The sequence below is a fragment of the Streptomyces sp. STR69 genome (assembly GCF_024519455.1).
Lineage (GTDB): Bacteria > Actinomycetota > Actinomycetes > Streptomycetales > Streptomycetaceae > Streptomyces.
Genome location: NZ_JALJRY010000025.1, coordinates 98,513 through 115,762 on the forward strand (window position 1 = coordinate 98,513; position 17,250 = coordinate 115,762).

The 17,250-nt window shown below is 72.6% G+C and carries 16 protein-coding genes; 9 read left to right on the plus strand and 7 right to left on the minus strand.

Going from position 1 to position 17,250, the window contains the following annotated elements; all coding sequences use genetic code 11:
* Positions 1–29: 29 nt before the first annotated feature.
* Positions 30–1,532, plus strand: coding sequence for a PLP-dependent aminotransferase family protein (locus tag OC490_RS36640; RefSeq protein WP_262062362.1), 1,503 nt, complete (start codon positions 30–32; stop codon positions 1,530–1,532).
* 72 nt (positions 1,533–1,604) lie between these two features.
* Here the strand turns inward: OC490_RS36640 and OC490_RS36645 are convergent, their stop codons facing one another.
* Positions 1,605–3,182, minus strand: coding sequence for a hypothetical protein (locus tag OC490_RS36645; protein WP_262062363.1), 1,578 nt, complete (start codon positions 3,180–3,182; stop codon positions 1,605–1,607).
* 34 nt (positions 3,183–3,216) lie between these two features.
* Positions 3,217–3,411, minus strand: coding sequence for a hypothetical protein (locus OC490_RS36650; RefSeq protein ID WP_019059657.1), 195 nt, complete (start codon positions 3,409–3,411; stop codon positions 3,217–3,219).
* A gap of 256 nt (positions 3,412–3,667) precedes the next feature.
* Between OC490_RS36650 and OC490_RS36655 the strand changes: the two genes are divergently transcribed.
* From OC490_RS36655 to OC490_RS36675, 5 genes are all read left to right on the plus strand, one after another.
* The gene (locus OC490_RS36655; protein ID WP_262062364.1) at positions 3,668–4,060 is read left to right on the plus strand and encodes an ankyrin repeat domain-containing protein; all 393 of its coding nucleotides are present in this window, start codon (positions 3,668–3,670) and stop codon (positions 4,058–4,060) included.
* Positions 4,061–4,392: 332 nt separating this feature from the next.
* Positions 4,393–5,811 (plus strand): HEAT repeat domain-containing protein, encoded by a 1,419-nt coding sequence (locus OC490_RS36660; protein WP_262062365.1) that lies wholly within the window; start codon positions 4,393–4,395, stop codon positions 5,809–5,811.
* 139 nt (positions 5,812–5,950) lie between these two features.
* Positions 5,951–7,078: a glycosyltransferase family 4 protein gene (locus OC490_RS36665; RefSeq protein WP_262062366.1), complete on the plus strand. Its 1,128-nt coding sequence runs from the start codon at positions 5,951–5,953 to the stop codon at positions 7,076–7,078.
* Positions 7,075–8,238, plus strand: coding sequence for a glycosyltransferase (locus OC490_RS36670; protein ID WP_262062367.1), 1,164 nt, complete (start codon positions 7,075–7,077; stop codon positions 8,236–8,238). Before OC490_RS36665 ends, OC490_RS36670 begins: the two co-directional genes overlap by 4 nt.
* The gene (locus tag OC490_RS36675; RefSeq protein WP_262062368.1) at positions 8,235–9,095 is read left to right on the plus strand and encodes an SGNH/GDSL hydrolase family protein; all 861 of its coding nucleotides are present in this window, start codon (positions 8,235–8,237) and stop codon (positions 9,093–9,095) included. The genes OC490_RS36670 and OC490_RS36675 overlap by 4 nt, the downstream gene beginning before the upstream one ends.
* A 282-nt stretch (positions 9,096–9,377) precedes the next feature.
* Here OC490_RS36675 and OC490_RS36680 read toward each other — a convergent pair whose 3' ends face one another.
* From OC490_RS36680 to OC490_RS36700, 5 genes are read right to left on the minus strand one after another with little or no spacing between them, the layout of a single operon-like run.
* Positions 9,378–10,247, minus strand: a complete 870-nt coding sequence (locus OC490_RS36680) for a biotin-dependent carboxyltransferase family protein (protein WP_262062369.1) — start codon at positions 10,245–10,247, stop codon at positions 9,378–9,380.
* Complete coding sequence (locus OC490_RS36685) at positions 10,244–10,861, minus strand: 5-oxoprolinase subunit B family protein (RefSeq protein ID WP_262062370.1); 618 nt, start codon at positions 10,859–10,861, stop codon at positions 10,244–10,246. The genes OC490_RS36680 and OC490_RS36685 overlap by 4 nt, the downstream gene beginning before the upstream one ends.
* Positions 10,858–11,610: a LamB/YcsF family protein gene (locus tag OC490_RS36690; protein WP_262062396.1), complete on the minus strand. Its 753-nt coding sequence runs from the start codon at positions 11,608–11,610 to the stop codon at positions 10,858–10,860. Before OC490_RS36690 ends, OC490_RS36685 begins: the two co-directional genes overlap by 4 nt.
* 12 nt (positions 11,611–11,622) lie before the next feature.
* On the minus strand, positions 11,623–12,444 hold the full coding sequence (locus OC490_RS36695) for a putative hydro-lyase (RefSeq protein WP_262062371.1): 822 nt from the start codon (positions 12,442–12,444) through the stop codon (positions 11,623–11,625).
* Entirely contained in the window at positions 12,441–13,760 is a 1,320-nt protein-coding gene (locus OC490_RS36700; RefSeq protein ID WP_262062372.1) for an MFS transporter, read from the minus strand. The genes OC490_RS36695 and OC490_RS36700 overlap by 4 nt, the downstream gene beginning before the upstream one ends.
* 170 nt (positions 13,761–13,930) lie before the next feature.
* Between OC490_RS36700 and OC490_RS36705 the strand changes: the two genes are divergently transcribed.
* From OC490_RS36705 to OC490_RS36715, 3 genes are all read left to right on the plus strand, one after another.
* Positions 13,931–14,638, plus strand: a complete 708-nt coding sequence (locus OC490_RS36705; RefSeq protein ID WP_262062373.1) for a GntR family transcriptional regulator — start codon at positions 13,931–13,933, stop codon at positions 14,636–14,638.
* A gap of 100 nt (positions 14,639–14,738) precedes the next feature.
* Positions 14,739–16,265 (plus strand): hypothetical protein, encoded by a 1,527-nt coding sequence (locus OC490_RS36710; RefSeq protein ID WP_262062374.1) that lies wholly within the window; start codon positions 14,739–14,741, stop codon positions 16,263–16,265.
* Positions 16,266–16,327: 62 nt separating this feature from the next.
* Positions 16,328–17,206 carry a hypothetical protein gene (locus tag OC490_RS36715; RefSeq protein WP_262062375.1) on the plus strand — a complete coding sequence of 293 codons (879 nt, stop codon included), beginning with the start codon at positions 16,328–16,330 and terminating at the stop codon, positions 17,204–17,206.
* The last annotated feature ends 44 nt before the right edge of the window (positions 17,207–17,250 follow it).

A 17,250-nucleotide genomic window follows, 5' to 3' on the forward strand; every position in this document is an offset into this window, starting at 1 on the left:
GCCAATTCCGGGAAGGTGGACTGGTTTCCATGGCACAGTGGACCTCGGCGATGGGCGCCGCACAGCTGGCCCGGCTGCTCAACTCCCAGCAGGACCGGCCGGCCGGGCCCGGCACCCGCCGGCCGCCCGCCTACCGGGCCCTCGCGGACGGCATCCGCCTCCTCGTGCTGGAGGGACGCGTCCCGGTGGCCGCCCGACTGCCCGCCGAGCGGGAGCTGGCCCTCGCGCTGTCCGTCAGCCGCACCACGGTCGCCGCCGCCTACGAGGCGCTGCGCGCCGAAGGATTCCTGGAGTCCCGGCGCGGGGCCGGCAGCTGGACCGCCGTACCGGCCGGAAACCCGCTCCCCGCGCGCGGGTTGGAGCCGTTGCCCCCGGAGGCCCTCGGTTCGGTGATCGACCTGGGCTGCGCCGCCCTGCCCGCGCCCGAGCCGTGGCTCACCCGCGCCGTGCACGGCGCCCTGGAGGAGCTGCCGCCGTACGCCCACACGCACGGCGACTACCCGGCCGGGCTGCCCGCGCTGCGCGCGATGATCGCCGAGCGCTACACCCTGCGCGGGATCCCGACCATGCCCGAGCAGATCATGGTCACCACCGGCGCGATGGGCGCCATCGACGCCATCTGTCACCTCTTCGCGGGGCGCGGCGAGCGGGTCGCCGTCGAGTCGCCCTCCTACGCCAACATCCTCCAGCTGATGCGGGAGGCGGGCGCCCGGCTGGTACCCGTGGCGATGGCCGAGGGGCTGACCGGCTGGGACATGGACCGCTGGCGGCAGGTGCTGCGGGACGCGGCACCCCGACTCGCGTACGTCGTCGCCGACTTCCACAATCCGACCGGCGCCCTAGCCGACGACGACCAGCGGCGTCAACTCGTGGACGCGGCCCGCTCGGCCGGCACCGTGCTCGTCGCCGACGAGACGATGACCGAGCTGTGGCTGGACGACGACGTCGAAATGCCGCGCCCTGTCTGCGGGTTCGACCCGGCCGGTTCGACCGTCGTCACCGTCGGCTCCGCCAGCAAGGCCTTCTGGGCCGGCATGCGCATCGGCTGGGTGCGTGCGGCTCCGGATGTGATCCGCAGCCTGGTCTCGGCCCGCGCCTACGCCGACCTCGGTACCCCGGTGCTGGAACAGCTCGCCGTCAACTGGCTGTTCAGCACGGGCGGTTGGGAACAGGCCGTCGACATCCGGCGTGGCCAGGCCCGGGAGAACCGCGACGCGCTGGTCGCGGCGGTACGGCGGGAGCTGCCGGGCTGGGAGTTCGAGGTGCCCAGGGGCGGGCTCACGCTGTGGGTCCGCACGGGTGGGCTGTCGGGTTCCCGGCTCGCCGAGATGGGGGAGCGGGTGGGCGTGCGTGTCCCGTCCGGGCCGCGCTTCGGCGTCGACGGGGCTTTCGAGGGATACGTGCGGCTGCCGTTCACCGTGGGCGGTGCGGTGGCCGAGGAGGCGGCGGCCCGGCTGGCCGCGGCGGCCCGGCTGGTGGAGAACGGGGTCGGCGGGGGCGGCAGCGAGTCGCCGCGGACGTTCGTGGCGTAGCCGCGTAGGGATGGACGCGGGGCCGGGGTCCGGTGCGGGCGACTCCCGGCCGCCCGCACCGAAAGCCCACTCCTAGGAGGTCTCCGCCACGGCGGCCTCCACCACCGCTTCTGTCGCCACCGTCTGCACCGCGTCCGCAGGTGTCGTACGCGGCGGGAGCAGGGCCAGCACCGCCTGGCGGTCCGTGTCGCTCGTCGCGTCGTCGTACGGGTCCGGGGTCGCCGGGACCTGCAGCCGGTGCACCGGGCCGCTGCCCAGGCGGGCGTAGCCGCGGCCGGGCGGCACCTGGGCGATCGGGGTGGTGTGCGGGGGAGCGCCGAGGACCGCCTCCAACTGGGCGGCGGTGGCGGGGCCGAGGACGACACGCGCGCGTGTGTGCTGTCGTACGGCGTCGCTCAGGGTGTCCGCGCTGTCGAACTGGTCGGCCACCACCACCGTCACATGGGCCGCGCGGCCGTGCCGCAGGGGTACCTGGAGCAGGGACTGCGGGTCCTGGCGGCCGTCGGCCGCGGCCAGGTGGGCGAAGGCGCTCGGGCGGTCCAGGATGATCCACAGGGGGCGTCTGGTGTCGTCCGGCGCCGGGTGGCCCGACTGGCGGGCGTGGTTGGCCGCGATCAGCCGGCGTTCCGTCTCCTGCGCGGCCCACTCCAGGCTGGCCAGGGTGCCGGTCAGGCCGCACTCGACGGCGAGGACTCCGTCCCGGCCGGTGAGGCACGCGTACTCGCCGGTGCCGCCGCCCTCCACGATCAGGACGTCGCCGTACTGGAGGGCCTGGAGGGCGATGGAGCGCAGCAGGGTGGAGGTGCCGCTGCCGGGCTGGCCCATGACCAGCAGGTTCGGCTCGGTGGAGCGGATGCCGGTGCGCCAGACGACCGGCGGGACATCCCGCTGTTCCGTGCCGTGGGTCAGCGGGAGCGTGCGGTGGACGTGGGTCGGGTCGGTGAAGCCGAGGACGGTCTCGCCGGGCGCGGTGACGAAGCGCTGGGCGGCGATGTCGGTGGGGAGCGGGGCGAGGACGCCGATGGTGAGCTGGTTGCCCTCCTCGTCCCACTCGAACCGGTACTCCCGACCGCGGCCGGACTTCGCGGTGAGCAGTTGCTCGATCCGCGCGCGGGAGTCGGCCTCGCCGTCGGTGAAGTAGGCCGGGTAGCGGACGACCAGGTGGGTGATCCGGCCCGCGCCGTCGAACTCGTGGGCGGGGAAGGCCTTCTCCCAGTCTCCGCCGTGGGCGAACAGGGGCGCCGGGTCCTCGGCGGTGGAGAAGTAGGGCACCAGCGCCTCGTAGAGGGACTGCAGGCGCTGCATCTGGGACTCGTCGGGCCCTTCGGGCGCCGGCGGGGTGTGGTCGCGGCCGTGCCATGCTGCCGCCGCCATCAGGACGATGACGGCGAGCAGCGGGCCGTACGGCACCAGTGCCACCACCAGGACCACCGAGGCCACCAGGAACAACAGTGGCCCGCGCTTGTCCTTGGGGGTGTCGGCCCATCTGCGCCGCCCGGCGGATGCCAGCCGGCGCAGACCGCGAGTGATCGTGATCAGCGGATGGAGGACGTCGGTGGCGCTGTCGGCCGCCGTCCGGGCCAGCTCCCGGCTCCGGGCGATCTGTGCGCTGCCGTTGCTCAGGATGCGGGGGAGGGGGCGCCGGGCCACTGCTGTCTCCTGGAGGTGCGTACGGGTGGTTGCGTCAGAACTTGATGCCACCGAGGAGGCTCGCCAGGCTCTCCCCGCCGGCCTTGATGCTCGGCGCGATGGCCGTGCTGGCCATGTAGAAGCCGAAGAGTGCGGCCACCAGGGCGTGCGAGGCCTTGAGTCCGTCCTTCTTGAAGAAGAGGAAGACGATGATGCCGAGAAGGACGACGCCTGACATGGACAGGATCATTTGAGCTCTCCTGGTTCGTGGGGACAGTCACCATGAGTTCTTCCAGGATCACAGGATGTATCCATACGATAAAAGGTGCAAGTGGGTGAATTTCGGCGGATTTCCCTCTGATGGCGGAGCGCATTCGGGCCGTCTGAGCAGGGGTTTCACCCGTGTCGGGCCCTGTGGTGATCTTTGCCTCGGAGGGGGCCGGTCATGTGTCGGCGGAGCCAGTACGCTGGCGATTCACCCGTACTAGTGAGAGGCGGTCAGGCCGATGAGTGAAGCCCCCGACCCCGAGGTCGTGGAGCTCGCCACCAAGATCTTCGATCTGGCCCGCCGGGGCGGGACCGAGGCGCTGGTGGCGTATGTGGACGCGGGTGTTCCGGCCAACCTCACCAATGACCGCGGTGACTCCCTGGTGATGCTCGCCGCGTACCACGGGCACGCCGACGCCGTACGGGCCCTGTTGGCGCGGGGGGCCGAGGCGGACCGGATCAACGACCGGGGGCAGACCCCGCTCGCCGGAGCCGTCTTCAAGGGCGAGCAGGAAGTGATCGAAGTCCTTCTGGAGGCCGGTGCCGATCCGGTCGCGGGCACGCCGTCGGCACTCGACACAGCCCGGATGTTCGGCAAGGTCGAGCTGCTGGAGCTGTTCGGCGCGCACTGAAGTGTGGTCCGTCATTCACTGGGACGGGCCTTGTGACCAGGTACGACAAGGAAAACGGGGGAAAACGGGGGAAGGCAGCACGGGGCCGCCCGAAATTTCGGTCGCGGCAGCGAGAACTGCCGGGTCATCATGACGTCGTGAATCACGGACGCGATGGCCGGGCAGGTGTTGCCGCACCGCGCGGACCGTGAGGTCCGCTTGGGCCACCGACGAGAGGCAGAGGAAAATGGTCTACAGCAAGCAGGAAACGGCGGGCGCCCCGACGTGTTGTCACGCGGCCAGGTAGTGCACGTCCCCCGGTTGCGTCGACGCTTGATGTGAGGCTGTTTCCCATGTTCGATCCGGTCATAGCGCCCAGCGGTACGCTGCTCGGCCTGCTTCAGCGGGGCCGCGGCGACGGCACACTGCACGCGCTCACCGCACCCCGTGCCGAGGCACTGGCTGCGCTGAACCACTGTGTGCTGCGCGACCCCCGCCACGACTGGCAGGTGGAGAACCGCTCCCTGTACTACGCCCGTCTGTACCTCGATCTGAACGGCGACCTGGACGCCGTCGAGGCCCACCTCTTCGACACCGAGGACGTTCTCGACACCGAGGAGTCCCGCACGGGCCTCGCCCTCGCCGTCCTCGGGCACCTCGCCTCCTACGGCAGGCGGGACGCGCTCGCACTGCTGCGCCGCTACGCGGCCTCCGGGACCAACTGGGCCTGGGCGCTCGACGAACTAGCGCTCAGGGACGACGACGCGGGCCTGCGCGCCCTCGCCGCCCCCGTGCTGGCCCGTTTCCCGGCCGATCCCGAGGGTGAGGCCGAACTGGCCACCGTCGTGCGCGACGCCTTCGAACCCCGGCCCTGGCGGCTGTGGGCCGAGGACTCACGCGAATCGATCGCCACGCGCGTGCGTGCCGCTCAGGAAGCCGGCTGCTTCGACCGCTGGCAACGGCAGATGCGACCAACCGGGCCCCGTCCGGGGTGGAGCGTGCAAGCGGTGTTCGAATGGGCCCAACAGGGCATCGAACGCGGCTCCGCGCTGCACGTCCCGGCCGCCCGCTGCCTCAGCGCGGTGGCAGGCCCCGAGGACCGGCCCGAGATCGTCGAGGCGGCCAAGGACGGCAGCGAGGGAGCCCGCTGCACCGCCCTGCGGTATCTCGCCGACAGCAACGATCCCGAAGCCCTCCAGCTCATCGAGCGCGCCGTGGCCACCGGCTCGGCACCCGTCGTGGAGGCCGCCGTCGACGCCTTCGAACGGATGCGCTCCGTCGCCGCCGTCGACCGGGCCCGCGGCTGGGCCCGACGGCCCGACCCACTCGGCGCCGCCGCCGGCCGGATGCTCGCCTGCCGGGGCGGAGCCCAGGACAGCGACCTCGTCCTCGGCGCCCTCAGGGAGGCCGTCATGGGCGAAGGGCCCGATGCCCCCACCCTGTGGACCCTCGTCGACGGCGCCGGCCGCCTCGGTATCGCCTGCGCCGCACCCGTCCTGCGCCATGTGTACCGGGAGACCGCCTCGTCCCATCTGCGCGGCCGGGCCGCCCGGGCCCTGGCCGCCACCGACCCCTCCTACCCCACCGGCTTCGCCGTCGAGTGCCTGTGGGACTGCGAGGAGACCACCAGGGAGATCGCCGCCCGGCACGCCGAGACCGGTGACGCCAGGGTCGTGGAACAGCTCCGCAGGCTCGCCGCAGACCCGGCCGAGGAAGCGGAGGTCCAGACAGCCGTTCGGAGCCGGATCGGGCCCGACGCCCCCGCAGTGTGAACACGGGATGACCCGCGGGTCAGACGGGCATGGACGCCGTCTGACCTGCTCGGGTGTGCAGCGCAACGCTCATGGGACGTTCACCGTTCGCATAGATCCACGTTGACGCGGGCACGTCCAGCACGGCGACAACACGGGTATGCGTGTCGTCATCGTGACCGAATCCTTTCCCCCCGATGTGAACGGCGTGGCCCACTGCGCGCTCCAGACCGCCCGGCACCTCGTGGATCGCGGTCATCATCCGCTCGTCGTCGCGCCGGCCACCGCGGCCGGTAGCGGGCCCGACGCCCAGTCGCCGTGCCCTGTCATCCGTGTCCCCTCCCTACCGCTCCCGGGCTACCCCCAGGTCCGCGTCGCCCTCCCCAGCCGACGCGTCGCCGCGGCCATCACCGAACACCGCGCCGACATCGTCCACCTGGCCAGCCCCTTCATCCTCGGCGTCCGAGGCATGGCCGCCGCGGCCCGGCTCGGCATCCCCGCCGTGGCCGTCTACCAGACCGACCTGGCCGGATACGCCCGTACGTACGTCGGCGCGGGCGAGGCCACCGCCTGGCGGCGCATCCGCTCCGTCCACGCCGCCGCCGACCGCACCCTCGCGCCCTCCAGCGCGGCCCTCGGCGACCTGGAGGCACACGGCGTGCCCCGGGTCAGGCTCTGGCCGCGCGGCGTGGACACCGAGCGCTTCCGCCCCGAGTACCGGGACGAGGCGCTGCGCCGCGAACTCGCCCCGAACGGCGAACTGATCGTCGGCTACGTCGGCCGGCTCGCCCCCGAGAAACAGATCGAACTCCTCGCCGGAGTCTGCGGCCTCAAGGGCGTCCGTGTCGTGGTCGTCGGCGACGGACCCAGCCGGCCGCACCTCGACGAGGCGCTGCCGGGTGCGGTCTTCCTCGGCCGGCGTACCGGAGACGAGCTCGCCCGTATCTTCGCCTCGTTGGACATATTCGTGCACACCGGACCTTTTGAGACCTTCTGTCAGACCGTCCAGGAAGCCATGGCCAGCGGCGTCCCCGTCGTGGCGCCCGCCGCCGGCGGACCGCTCGACCTGGTCGCCCATGGGCGCACCGGGTTCCTCTTCCCGCCGCGCGACGAGAACGCCGTAACGGACGCCGTACGGACCCTCGCCGCCGATCCCGCACTCCGGGCCCAGTACGGGACCGCCGCGCGGGCCATGGTCGAGGGCCGCACCTGGGCGGCCGTCGGCGACCAGCTGATCGCGCACTACGGCGACGTCCTCGCCGCCCGCAAGGTGGTGGTGGCGGCGTGAACACCGCTGCGCTGCGGATCGTGCGGCTCGCCAACTTCGTGGCCCCCTCCTCCGGGGGGCTGCGCACCGCCCTGCGCGAGCTGGGCAAGGGTTTCAAGGAGGCCGGGCACGACCCGGTCCTCATCGTGCCCGGCGAGCGCCACACCGACCGCGAGACCGAACAGGGCCGGGTCATCACCCTGCCCGGGCCGCTGCTGCCCGGCACCGGCGGCTACCGCGTCCTCGCCGACAAGCGGCGCGTGGCCAACCTCCTGGAACAACTCGCTCCCGACCGCCTGGAGGTCTCCGACCGTACGACCCTGCGCTGGACCGGCAAGTGGGCCAGGCGGGCCCGCATCCCCGCGGTGATGGTGTCCCACGAGACAGCCGACGGCGTCCTGCGCACCTGGGGTCTGTCGGAGAACATGTCCCGGCGCACCGCCGACGCCCTCAACGTCCGTACGGCACACACCTACGCGCGCGTGGTGTGCACCACCGAGTTCGCCGAGCGGGAGTTCGTCCGCATCGGCGCCCGCAACGTCGTACGGGCACCGCTGGGCGTCGACCTGGTGGGCCGTAGCCCGGCGCTGCGGGACCCGGTGGTGCGCGCGCAGTACGCGCGCGTGGACCAGGTTCTGCTGGTGACCTGCACCAGGCTCTCCGTGGAGAAGAAGCCCGGCACGGCGCTCGACGCCCTGGAAGCGCTGGTACGGCGAGGGCGGCGGGCGGTCCTCGTGGTCGCCGGGGACGGGCCGCTGCGGCCCCGGCTCGAACAGCGGGCGCGGGAGCGCGGACTGCCGGTCACCTTCCTCGGGCACGTTTCCGACCGGCGGCTGCTCGGAGCGCTCCAGGCCTCCGCCGACGTGTGCCTGGCACCCGGGCCCGCCGAGACCTTCGGGCTCGCCGCCCTGGAGGCGATGGCCTGCGGCACGCCCGTGGTGGCCAGCGCCTCGTCCGCGCTGCCCGAGGTCATCGGCTCCGCCGGGGCCACGGCCGCCGACAACGGGCGGGCCTTCGCCGACGCCGTGGACATGCTGCTCGAACGCTCCGAGGTGGAGCGGCGGGAGATCGCACGCGCGCGTGCGGAGTGCTTCGGGTGGGACACGGCGGTCGACGCGTTCCTCGCCGCGCACGACGCGGATGTCCCGGTACGGCGCTTCGTGCCCGGAGGCGTGGCATGAGAACGGTCCGATTCGTCGCCCTCGGTGACTCGCTCACCGAGGGCGTGGGCGATCCCGTCGGCGAGGCATGGCGCGGTTGGGCCGCACTGCTCGCCGACGGGATCGCCCAACAGCCCGAGGACACCGTGGAGTTCACGAACCTCGCGGTCAGCGGGGCACAGTCGCGGGACGTGCTGGAACGGCAGACCCCGGCCGGGCTCGCCCTCAACCCGGACGTCGTGTCCGTCGTCATAGGCGTCAACGACACCCTGCGCTGCACCTTCGACATCCAGGCACTGGCCGCCCGGCTCGACGAGGTCTACGCGGCCTTCACGGCACAGGGCGCCGTCCTGCTGACGGCCTGTCTGCCCGACCCGGGCGCCATGCTCGGCCTCCCGGGCGCGCTGGCCCGCCCGCTCGCCCGGCGGCAGCGAGCGGTGAACACCGTGGTGCACGCGCTCTCCGAGCGGTACGGGGCCGTGCACCTGCACGCAGCGGAGGGCGAGTGGATCATGGACCGCGCGATCTGGAGCGCGGACCGGCTGCACCCCGGAGAACGGGGCCACCGTCAACTCGCCCTGCGGTTTCACGCGTTGCTCACCGAGGAGGGTGTGGCCACGGGGGCCGCGCCGTCGCCCGAGCCCGAGTTCCCGGTCCCCACCAAGTCGGCCAGTCTGTGGTGGCTGGCGACCGCGGGTACCGGCTGGGTGGCCCGCCGCTGCACCGACCTGCTGCCGCAGCTCCTCAGGCTGGCCGCCGACGAGATGCGCCACCGCGCGCGGGGCACCAGCGCGCGGCTCGACCTGAGCGCGTCCCACGCGGTGTCGGCGGCGCTGGCCGCCCTCTCGGTGGGGGAGAAGCAGCCGGACGCCGCGTAGGGTCTGTCCGGCGGATCAGGTCGCAGGAAGGTGACGGCGCCCGACCGGTGCCGGTGAGCGGGGTGTGGTGCGTGCAGCTGCAAGGCGGAGGAGACGTTGACATCAGCGGCTCCGCCGCGGGCGACGCGGTGGGGGCACCTCCCGGCCGAAGGCTGGGGGACGTCGGCGACCGACGACAACGCCGCTGGGGGTCCCCACGCCTTCAAGGCAGCGGGGGAAGGCGTGGGGACCCCGGGGCTGCGACAGGATTCGCCGGACGCCGCCCAGGGCCGGTACGGGGCCTCAGCGGCGTCGTACGGCCACGAAACGGACGGGGGTTCCGGGCACCGCCTGCGCGGCGGCCGGGAGGTCTGTCGGGCGGACGACCGCGATCACCGGGTAGCCGCCGGTGGTGGGATGGTCGGCGAGGAAGACCACGGGGCGGCCGTCCGGGGGGACCTGGACGGCGCCCAGGACCATGCCCTCGCTGGGGAGTTCACCGGTCAGGGCCCGCTCCAGGGCGGGACCCTCGGTGCGCAGCCCGATGCGGTTGCTCGCCGACGACACCTGGTAGACGCGTGACGTGAACGCCCGCACAGCCTCCGGCGTGAACCAGTCGTCGCGGGGGCCGAGCGTCACCCGGAGGACGAGTTCGACCGGGGGGCGCGGCTGTGGGGCGAAGTCCACGCGCGCGTGGAGGCCTGTCGGGGAACCCAGCGGCAGTATGGCGCCGTTCGTGAGCGGCGCCGGACCGAGCCCGGACAGCAGGTCCGTGGAGCGGCTGCCGAGCACCGGCTCCACGGCGACGCCGCCGGCGAAGGCGACGTAGGCGCGTACTCCGGAGAAGGCTGTTCCGATGTCCAGGAGTGCTCCGCCGGGCACGTGCACGGGTGCTCCCCAGGCGACGGGCCGCCCGTCGACCGTGACCGGGCAGGGTGCGCCGCCGACCGCCACGAGGATCGTTGAACGAGGCCGTACGGCGCACCCGTTGAGGGTCGTCTCCAGGACGGCCGCCTCGGGCGGATTGCCGACCAGCCGGTTGACGAGCGCCGCCGCGGGCCCGTCGAGCGCCCCGGAACGCGGCACCCCCAGGTGCGCGTGTCCGGGCCGTCCCAGGTCCTGCACGGTGGTCAGGGCCCCGGCCCGGACGACGGCGAGCGCACGGTCCGTCATACGTCCGCCACCGGGACGAAGCGCACGCGTGTGCCCGGCGACAGCAGCGCGGCGGGCACGCGCGTGTGGTCCCAAAGGACCGCGTCCGTCGTGCCGATCAGCTGCCAACCGCCGGGCGATGCACGGGGATACACGCCGGTGTACGGGCCTGCCAGGCCCACGGCACCGGCGTGGACGGCCGTGCGCGGGGTGGCCCGCCGCGGAACGTCGTAGCGGGCCGGCAGACCGGTGAGATAGCCGAAGCCGGGGGCGAAGCCGCAGAACGCGACGCGGAACTCGGTGGCCGCGTGGATGCGGCCCACCTCCTCCTCGGGGACGTCCCACAGGGCGGCGACGTCGGCGAGGTCCGGGCCGTCGTAGCGCACCGGGAGTTCGACCACCTCCCCCGCGCGCGGGGGAGCGGGGGGTACGTCGGAGGTGGTCAGTTCGGTGGCCAGCCGGGCCGGGTCGGCGAGGCCGTCCAGGAGGACCGTGCGCGCGGCCGGGACGATCTCGCGGACGGTGAGGAGGCCCTCCGCGCGGCGGCGCAGCAACTCCGCGTGGACGGCCTCGGCCTCCTCCCCGGAGGCGACCTCGACGAGCAGTGCGTCGTCCCCGACGCGCAGGGCCCTCATGCGAAGGCCTCCACCTGGACACCCGACTCCAGGAGCCGTGCGCGGACCCTGCGGGCCAGTTCGACCGCGCCGGGTGTGTCCCCGTGCAGGCACAGGGAGCGGGCCCGCACCTCGATGCGCGCCCCGGAGAGCGCCGTGACCGTGCCGGAGCGGGCCAGGCTCAGCGAGCGCTCCACGACGGCCTCGGGGTCGGTGATCACGGCGCCGTCCAGGCCGCGCGGCACGAGCGTGCCCTCGTCGGTGTACGCACGGTCCGCGAACGCCTCCGTGACGGCCGGCAGCCCGGCCTTCGTGGCCAGGTCGAGGACGACCGAGCCGGGCAGTCCGAGCACGGGCAGTGAGGCGTCGGCCAGGAGCACGCCCTCGATCACCGCGGCGGCCTGTTCCGGGTCGTGCACGACCCGGTTGTACAGGGCGCCGTGTGGTTTGACGTAGGACACGCGCGTGCCCGCCGCCCGGGCGAACACCTCCAAGGCACCGATCTGGTACGCCACTTCGGCCGCCAGCTCGGTGGACGGCACATCCATCGCGCGCCGTCCGAAGCCCGCCAGATCCCGGTAGGACACCTGGGCGCCGACCCGCACCCCGCGCTCGGCCGCCAGCTCGCACACCCGCCGCATGGTGACCGCGTCCCCGGCGTGGAAGCCGCAGGCCACGTTGGCGCTGGTGACGACGGACAACAGCTGCTCGTCGTCGGTGAGATGCCAGCGGCCGAAGCCCTCACCGAGGTCGGCGTTCAGATCGATCATCATCTCTCCTGGTCAGGCGACGCGGTACTGCTCGTCGCGGGCGTCGGTGACGAACATCTGGCCCGGCGCGTGGGTGATCGCGAACGGCGGGCGGGAGGCCATCACCGCGGCCTGCGGGGTCACTCCGCAGGCCCAGAACACCGGGATGTCGTCCGGCGCGGCGTCCACCGGATCACCGAAGTCCGGACGGCCGAGGTCCTCGATACCGAGCCCCGAGGGATCGCCGCAGTGTACGGGGCTGCCGTGCACCGCCGGGAGCAGCGAGGTCACCCGGATCGCCGTCGCCAGGTGCTCCGGGGGCACCGGGCGCATCGACACGACCATCGGGCCGTGCAGCCGCCCCGCCGGACGGCAGGGGCGGCTCGTCACGTACATCGGGACGTTGCGGCCCTGCGCGATGTGCCGGATCGGGACGCCCGCCTCGCTCAGCGACCACTCGAAAGTGAAGCTGCAGCCGATCAGGAACGACACCAGGTCGTCGCGCCAGTACGCCCGCACGTCCGTCGGCTCGTCCGTCAACTCGCCGTCCCGCCACACCCGGTAGCGCGGCAGATCGGTGCGCAGGTCCGCGCCGTCGGCCAGCACCGTCCGCCAGGAGCCGGCGTCCGTGACGTCGAGCACCGGACACGGCTTCGGGTTGCGCTGGCAGAACAGCAGCATGTCGTAGGCCCAGTCGGCGGGCACCGAGATCAGGTTGACCTGGGTGTGGCCCGCAGCGATCCCGGCCGTGGGGCCCGTCAGCCCCGCCCGGAAGCGCGCCCGGGCGGCACGCGGGCTCCACGCGTGCGCGTGCTCGTCGACGAGGGTCAGGGGGCGGTCCTCCGTGCGGTTCACGCGAGTTCCTTTCCGCGGGTCTCCGGCAGTCCCAGGAGCGCCAGCGCCGCGATGCCGTAACCGATGGCCCCGAAGACGAGCGCTCCGCCCACACCCCAACTGTCGGCCAGGAAGCCCACCAGGGTCGGGAAGACGGCGCCGACCGCGCGGCCGGTGTTGTACGTGAAGCCCTGTCCCGTGCCGCGCAGCGCGGTCGGGTACAGCTCGCTGAGATACGAGCCGAAGCCGCTGAAGATCGCCGACATGCAGAACCCGAGCGGGAAACCGAGCACCAGGAGAAGGGTGTTGGCGCCGTTGGGGATGTGCGTGTACACGAGGATGCAGATCGCCGAGAGCAGGGCGAAGAGCCAGATGTTGCGTTTGCGGCCGAGTACGTCGGTGAGGTAGCCGCCGGTCAGGTAGCCCAGGAAGGCGCCGGAGATCAGGAAGGTCAGATAGCCGCCGGTGCCGACGACGGACAGGCCGCGCTCCGTCTTGAGGTAGGTCGGCACCCAGGTGGCGAGGGTGTAGTAGCCGCCCTGGACGCCGGTCGAGAGCAGGCCCGCGAAGACCGTCGTCCGCAGCAGGCCCGGGGCCTCGGCCGTGCCCGGCTTGAAGATCGCCGCGAACGAACCCTTCTGGGCGTTCTGTTCGCGCACGGCCGTCGCCTCCGGGGCGTCGTGCACCCGGCGCCGCACCCAGAGCACCAGCAGCGCGGGCAGCGCGCCGGTCCAGAACATCACCCGCCAGGCCAGGTCGTCGCCGAGGAACGAGAACACCAGCGTGTAGACGACCGCGGCCAGCGCCCAGCCCACCGCCCAGGAGCTCTGGACCGCGCCGAGCGTACGACCGCGGTGCTTGGCGCTCGCGTACTCGGCGACCAGGATCGCGCCGACCGCCCACTCGCCGCCGAAACCGAGGCCCTGGAGGGCGCGGAACACCAGCAGGGTCTCGTAGTTGGGCGCGAAGCCGCAGGCCACCGTGAAGACGGCGTAGGTGATCACTGTGATCATCAGGGCCTTGACGCGGCCGACCCGGTCGGCGAAGACGCCCGCCACGGCGCCCCCGACCGCCGAGACGACCAGCGTGACCGTGGTGAACAGGCCGGTCTGGCCACTGTCCAGGCCGAAGTACGCGGCCAGCGCGACCATGCTCAGCGGCAGCGTGAAGTAGTCGTAGGAGTCCAGCGCGTAGCCGCCGAAGGCGCCGGCGAAGGCCCGGCGGCCGTTCGGACCGAGCGCACGGAACCAGGCCAACGCACCGTCGTCGGCGGTCAGTTCGTCCGTGTCGGGTTGCGTTCCGGTGTTCAGGGCCTGAGGTGGAGGGGTCGTGCTCATGTGCACCTCGCAGAGGGAGGACGGAGGGTGCTGGGACTGAGCAGTGCCGTGCGGAAGCCGTCGGTGCCGGGGTGAGCGGATGGCGCCATGCCGAGTAATCTAGAGGATCGTTGAACGATCCCTCAATACCCATGTTGTTTCGTTCTTGTATCTGCGGTTGAATTCCGGGCATGGCAGAGCAGATGGCGGGACTGGCCGACGACCGCGCCCTTCTGGGCCGTACGAGCACCGCGGAACGCGTCTCGGACATCCTCAGAAGCCGTATCGCCGAGGGCTATTTCCTGCCGGGCACCCGGCTCTCGGAGGAGAGCATCGGCGGCGCGCTCGGTGTGTCGCGCAACACACTCCGTGAGGCGTTCCGGCTGCTCACCCATGAGCGTCTGCTCGTCCACGAGTTGAACCGGGGCGTCTTCGTCCGGGTCCTGAGCGTCGAGGACGTCCAGGACATCTATCGGACCCGCCGCCTCGTCGAGTGCGCCGTCGTCCGCGGCCTCGGCGAGCCGCCGTACGCCCTCGAACGGCTCGCCGCGGCCGTGACCGAGGGGCAGTTGGCGTCCGTCGAGGATGACTGGAAAGGAGTGGGTACGGCCAATATCCACTTCCACCGGGAACTGGTCGGCCTCGCCGGCAGCGCCCGTACCGACGAGCTGATGCGCAGCGTCTTCGCCGAACTCCGGCTCGCCTTCCACCTCGTGGACGACCCGAAGGCGCTCCACGAGCCGTACCTCCAGCGCAACCGCCTGATCCTCCAGGCACTTCAGGCGGGCGACGCCGCCCAGGCCGAGGGACTGCTCGCGGTCTACCTCGACGACTCGCTCGAACGGGTCGTCGACGCCTACCGGCAGCGGGTCGGCGCGGACGGCACGGCCCTCGGCTGACGAGGGCACGGCGCCCGACGGACCGCCGCACACGGCTGTGGCGGTAGTCGCTTCTGCGTCGTTTGGGTCGTTGTCAGACCGAGGACCTAGTCTGTGCAGCGTGACTTCGCCTGCATCGACGGACAGCGTTCCGCCCCAGTTCAGCGCGGGGCCGCGCCCCGCTCCGGGCCCGGCCGCCGACGAGGGACTGGCGCGGCGACTGCGCGCGCTCGCCTGCACCGCGCCGCTGCACGACCTCGACGTGCGCAAGGCCAACCTGGCGGGCGAGTACTCGGTGTACGGCATGGCGGAGGTGGCCCTCGCCGCCATCGACCTGGTCACCCTGAACATGGACTTCGACACCGGCGCCGACCACGACCAGATAGTGGCCAGGCTCATCCCGCGCATCGCCGCCCAGGCCCCGCAGCGCCCCGTCCCCGAGCACGAGCGCGTGGCCCGCTGGGTCCTGGAGAACCTGATCAACGTCGGCAGCGTCGACCGCGGCTTCCGCACGGTGTACGGCACGTTCGCCCAGGACGGCACCTATGTGCGCCGCGACTACGACTTCAAGCTCATCGAAGAGGTCCCCGGCTACGGAGGCGGCGTCTACCTCCGTACGACGGACGAGGCCGTCAACGTCCTCGTGGGCGCCCTCGACACCGACGTCACCAGCGCGCAGATCGCCGCCGAGGTCAAGCTGGAGGTGCTGATCAGCCGCGGCCGGCTCGCCGACGCGCAACTGGCCGCCGAGCAGGCCCGCTACCGGACCGTGCAGTACTCGGAGACCCTGCGCCGCGCCCTGGACGCCACCCGGCGCAACGTCCGCGCGGTGGACTGGCTCAACGCCGTGCCCGACATGATCGCCGAGGCCCTCGACCACGTGGCCGACCGCTACCGCCACGAGAACGCGATCCTCACCAACATCCGCAAGGCCCGCGACGAGTCCGAGGACCCCGAACAGAAGCGCCGCGCCGCCGAGTTGGTCGACATCGTCAAGGACTGCATCCGACGGCACACACAACTCCAGTCGCGCCTCCTGGAGGCCGGGCCGCTGTTCCGCGCCGAGCAGGACCGGCAGGCCTTCGCCACGCCCATGACGACATCGGGGATAGACCTCTACGGACATCTCGTCTCGCCCGTGCTGCCGCTGCCCCTGGAGCAGGCGATCCGGGTCACGGACGCGTTCTTCGCACGCGGGACGGGGCTGCGTACGCCGGTGTCCGTCCGGGTGGGCGACCTCGTCGAGATACTGCTGACGCCGCCTCAGGAGCGGGAGCACCTCGGTGCGGAGATGCCGGAGCCGGATCTCATCGCCACGCCGGACGACAGCCGCTTCAGCGAGGAGCAGCTGGCGGCAGCCATGGAGTTGCTCGATCTGCCGGCGGACGCGCCTCGGAGGTTGTCGGGACTGCTGGCGGACGCGCGGCGCCAGGATCCCGAACTGCCGTATCTGGTCGCCCTGTTGGCCGTGCACGCGGCCAGTCCGCCGGTCGGTACCGCGTATCGGCAGGGGGAGCCGAAGCTGTTGTTCGCCGTGGACGACGGGGTCGAGCTGGACGATCCCGAGTTCGGTGGGGCCGATCTGATCGTGGGGATGGCCCTGTTGGACGCGGCGGGGATGGCGGCAGGCAGGACGGAGGCGGCGTAAGGAATGAACGACCGGTACGTGAACCACCGCTACATGAAGAACCTCAGCAAGGAGCCCCGACCGTGAGCGAGCACGTCGAATGGAGTGAGCCGGAGGCCGCCGCCGCGCCGGTGACCGCCGCCGTCACGCCCGCCGACGCCGCCGACGCGGCGCGGCTCGTCGCGTTCGGGCTGCAGCCCAAGCTGCAGCCCGCGCGGGACCAGGAGTACGCGGAACTGCTGCGCCGGTACCGGGAGGATCCGCCGTTCGCGCGGCTCGCCGACGCCGTGGCCGCCGGGCTCGGCCTGGTCGTCCTGGAGGTGTCCCCGCGCGCGGGGATGGCTGTGACCGCCGCCGAGGACTCGGTGTTCGCCGTCCGCATGGGCGACTACGCACGTCGTACCGCCGCCGACTCCGGGGACCGCTTCCTGCACGGGCTCGCGCATCTCGCCGTCGCCGCTATGGCGTTTCCGCGCCCCGAGGACCTCGCCGACGACGGCTACATCGGGCGCGTCACGGTCAACGGCGTCGACGCCTTCGTACGACAGGCCTGCCGGCGTCTGGAGGAGCGGGCCGACGAGCAGGGCATGAACACCGACCCGGCCACCGACGCGCCCGGCCTGGAGGCAGCCTGGCGGATCTGGGTCAGACGCAGCGCGACCGGAGCCACCAAGGACGCCCGCAGACTCGCCGGTTCGACCACCGGCATCGTCGGCAAGGCCGCCGCGTTCCTCACCGACTCCGGCTTCCTCCAGCGCACGGGCGACGACAACGGCGGCACGTACCGCACGACCGCCCGCTACCAGCTCCAGGTGCGTGACATGGCCGGCAGCGCCGCCATGGCCGAGCTGCTGGAGCTGGGCGTCGTCCCGGTCACCGACGGCACCGCGAGCCTGCTGCCCGCCGAGGACACCGAGGACCTGGAGCTGGTGGCCGACGCCGGGCTGCCGTTCCACTCCTGACACCGAGCCCCCCAGAAGACCTACGAACCCCCCACACCTGCCGA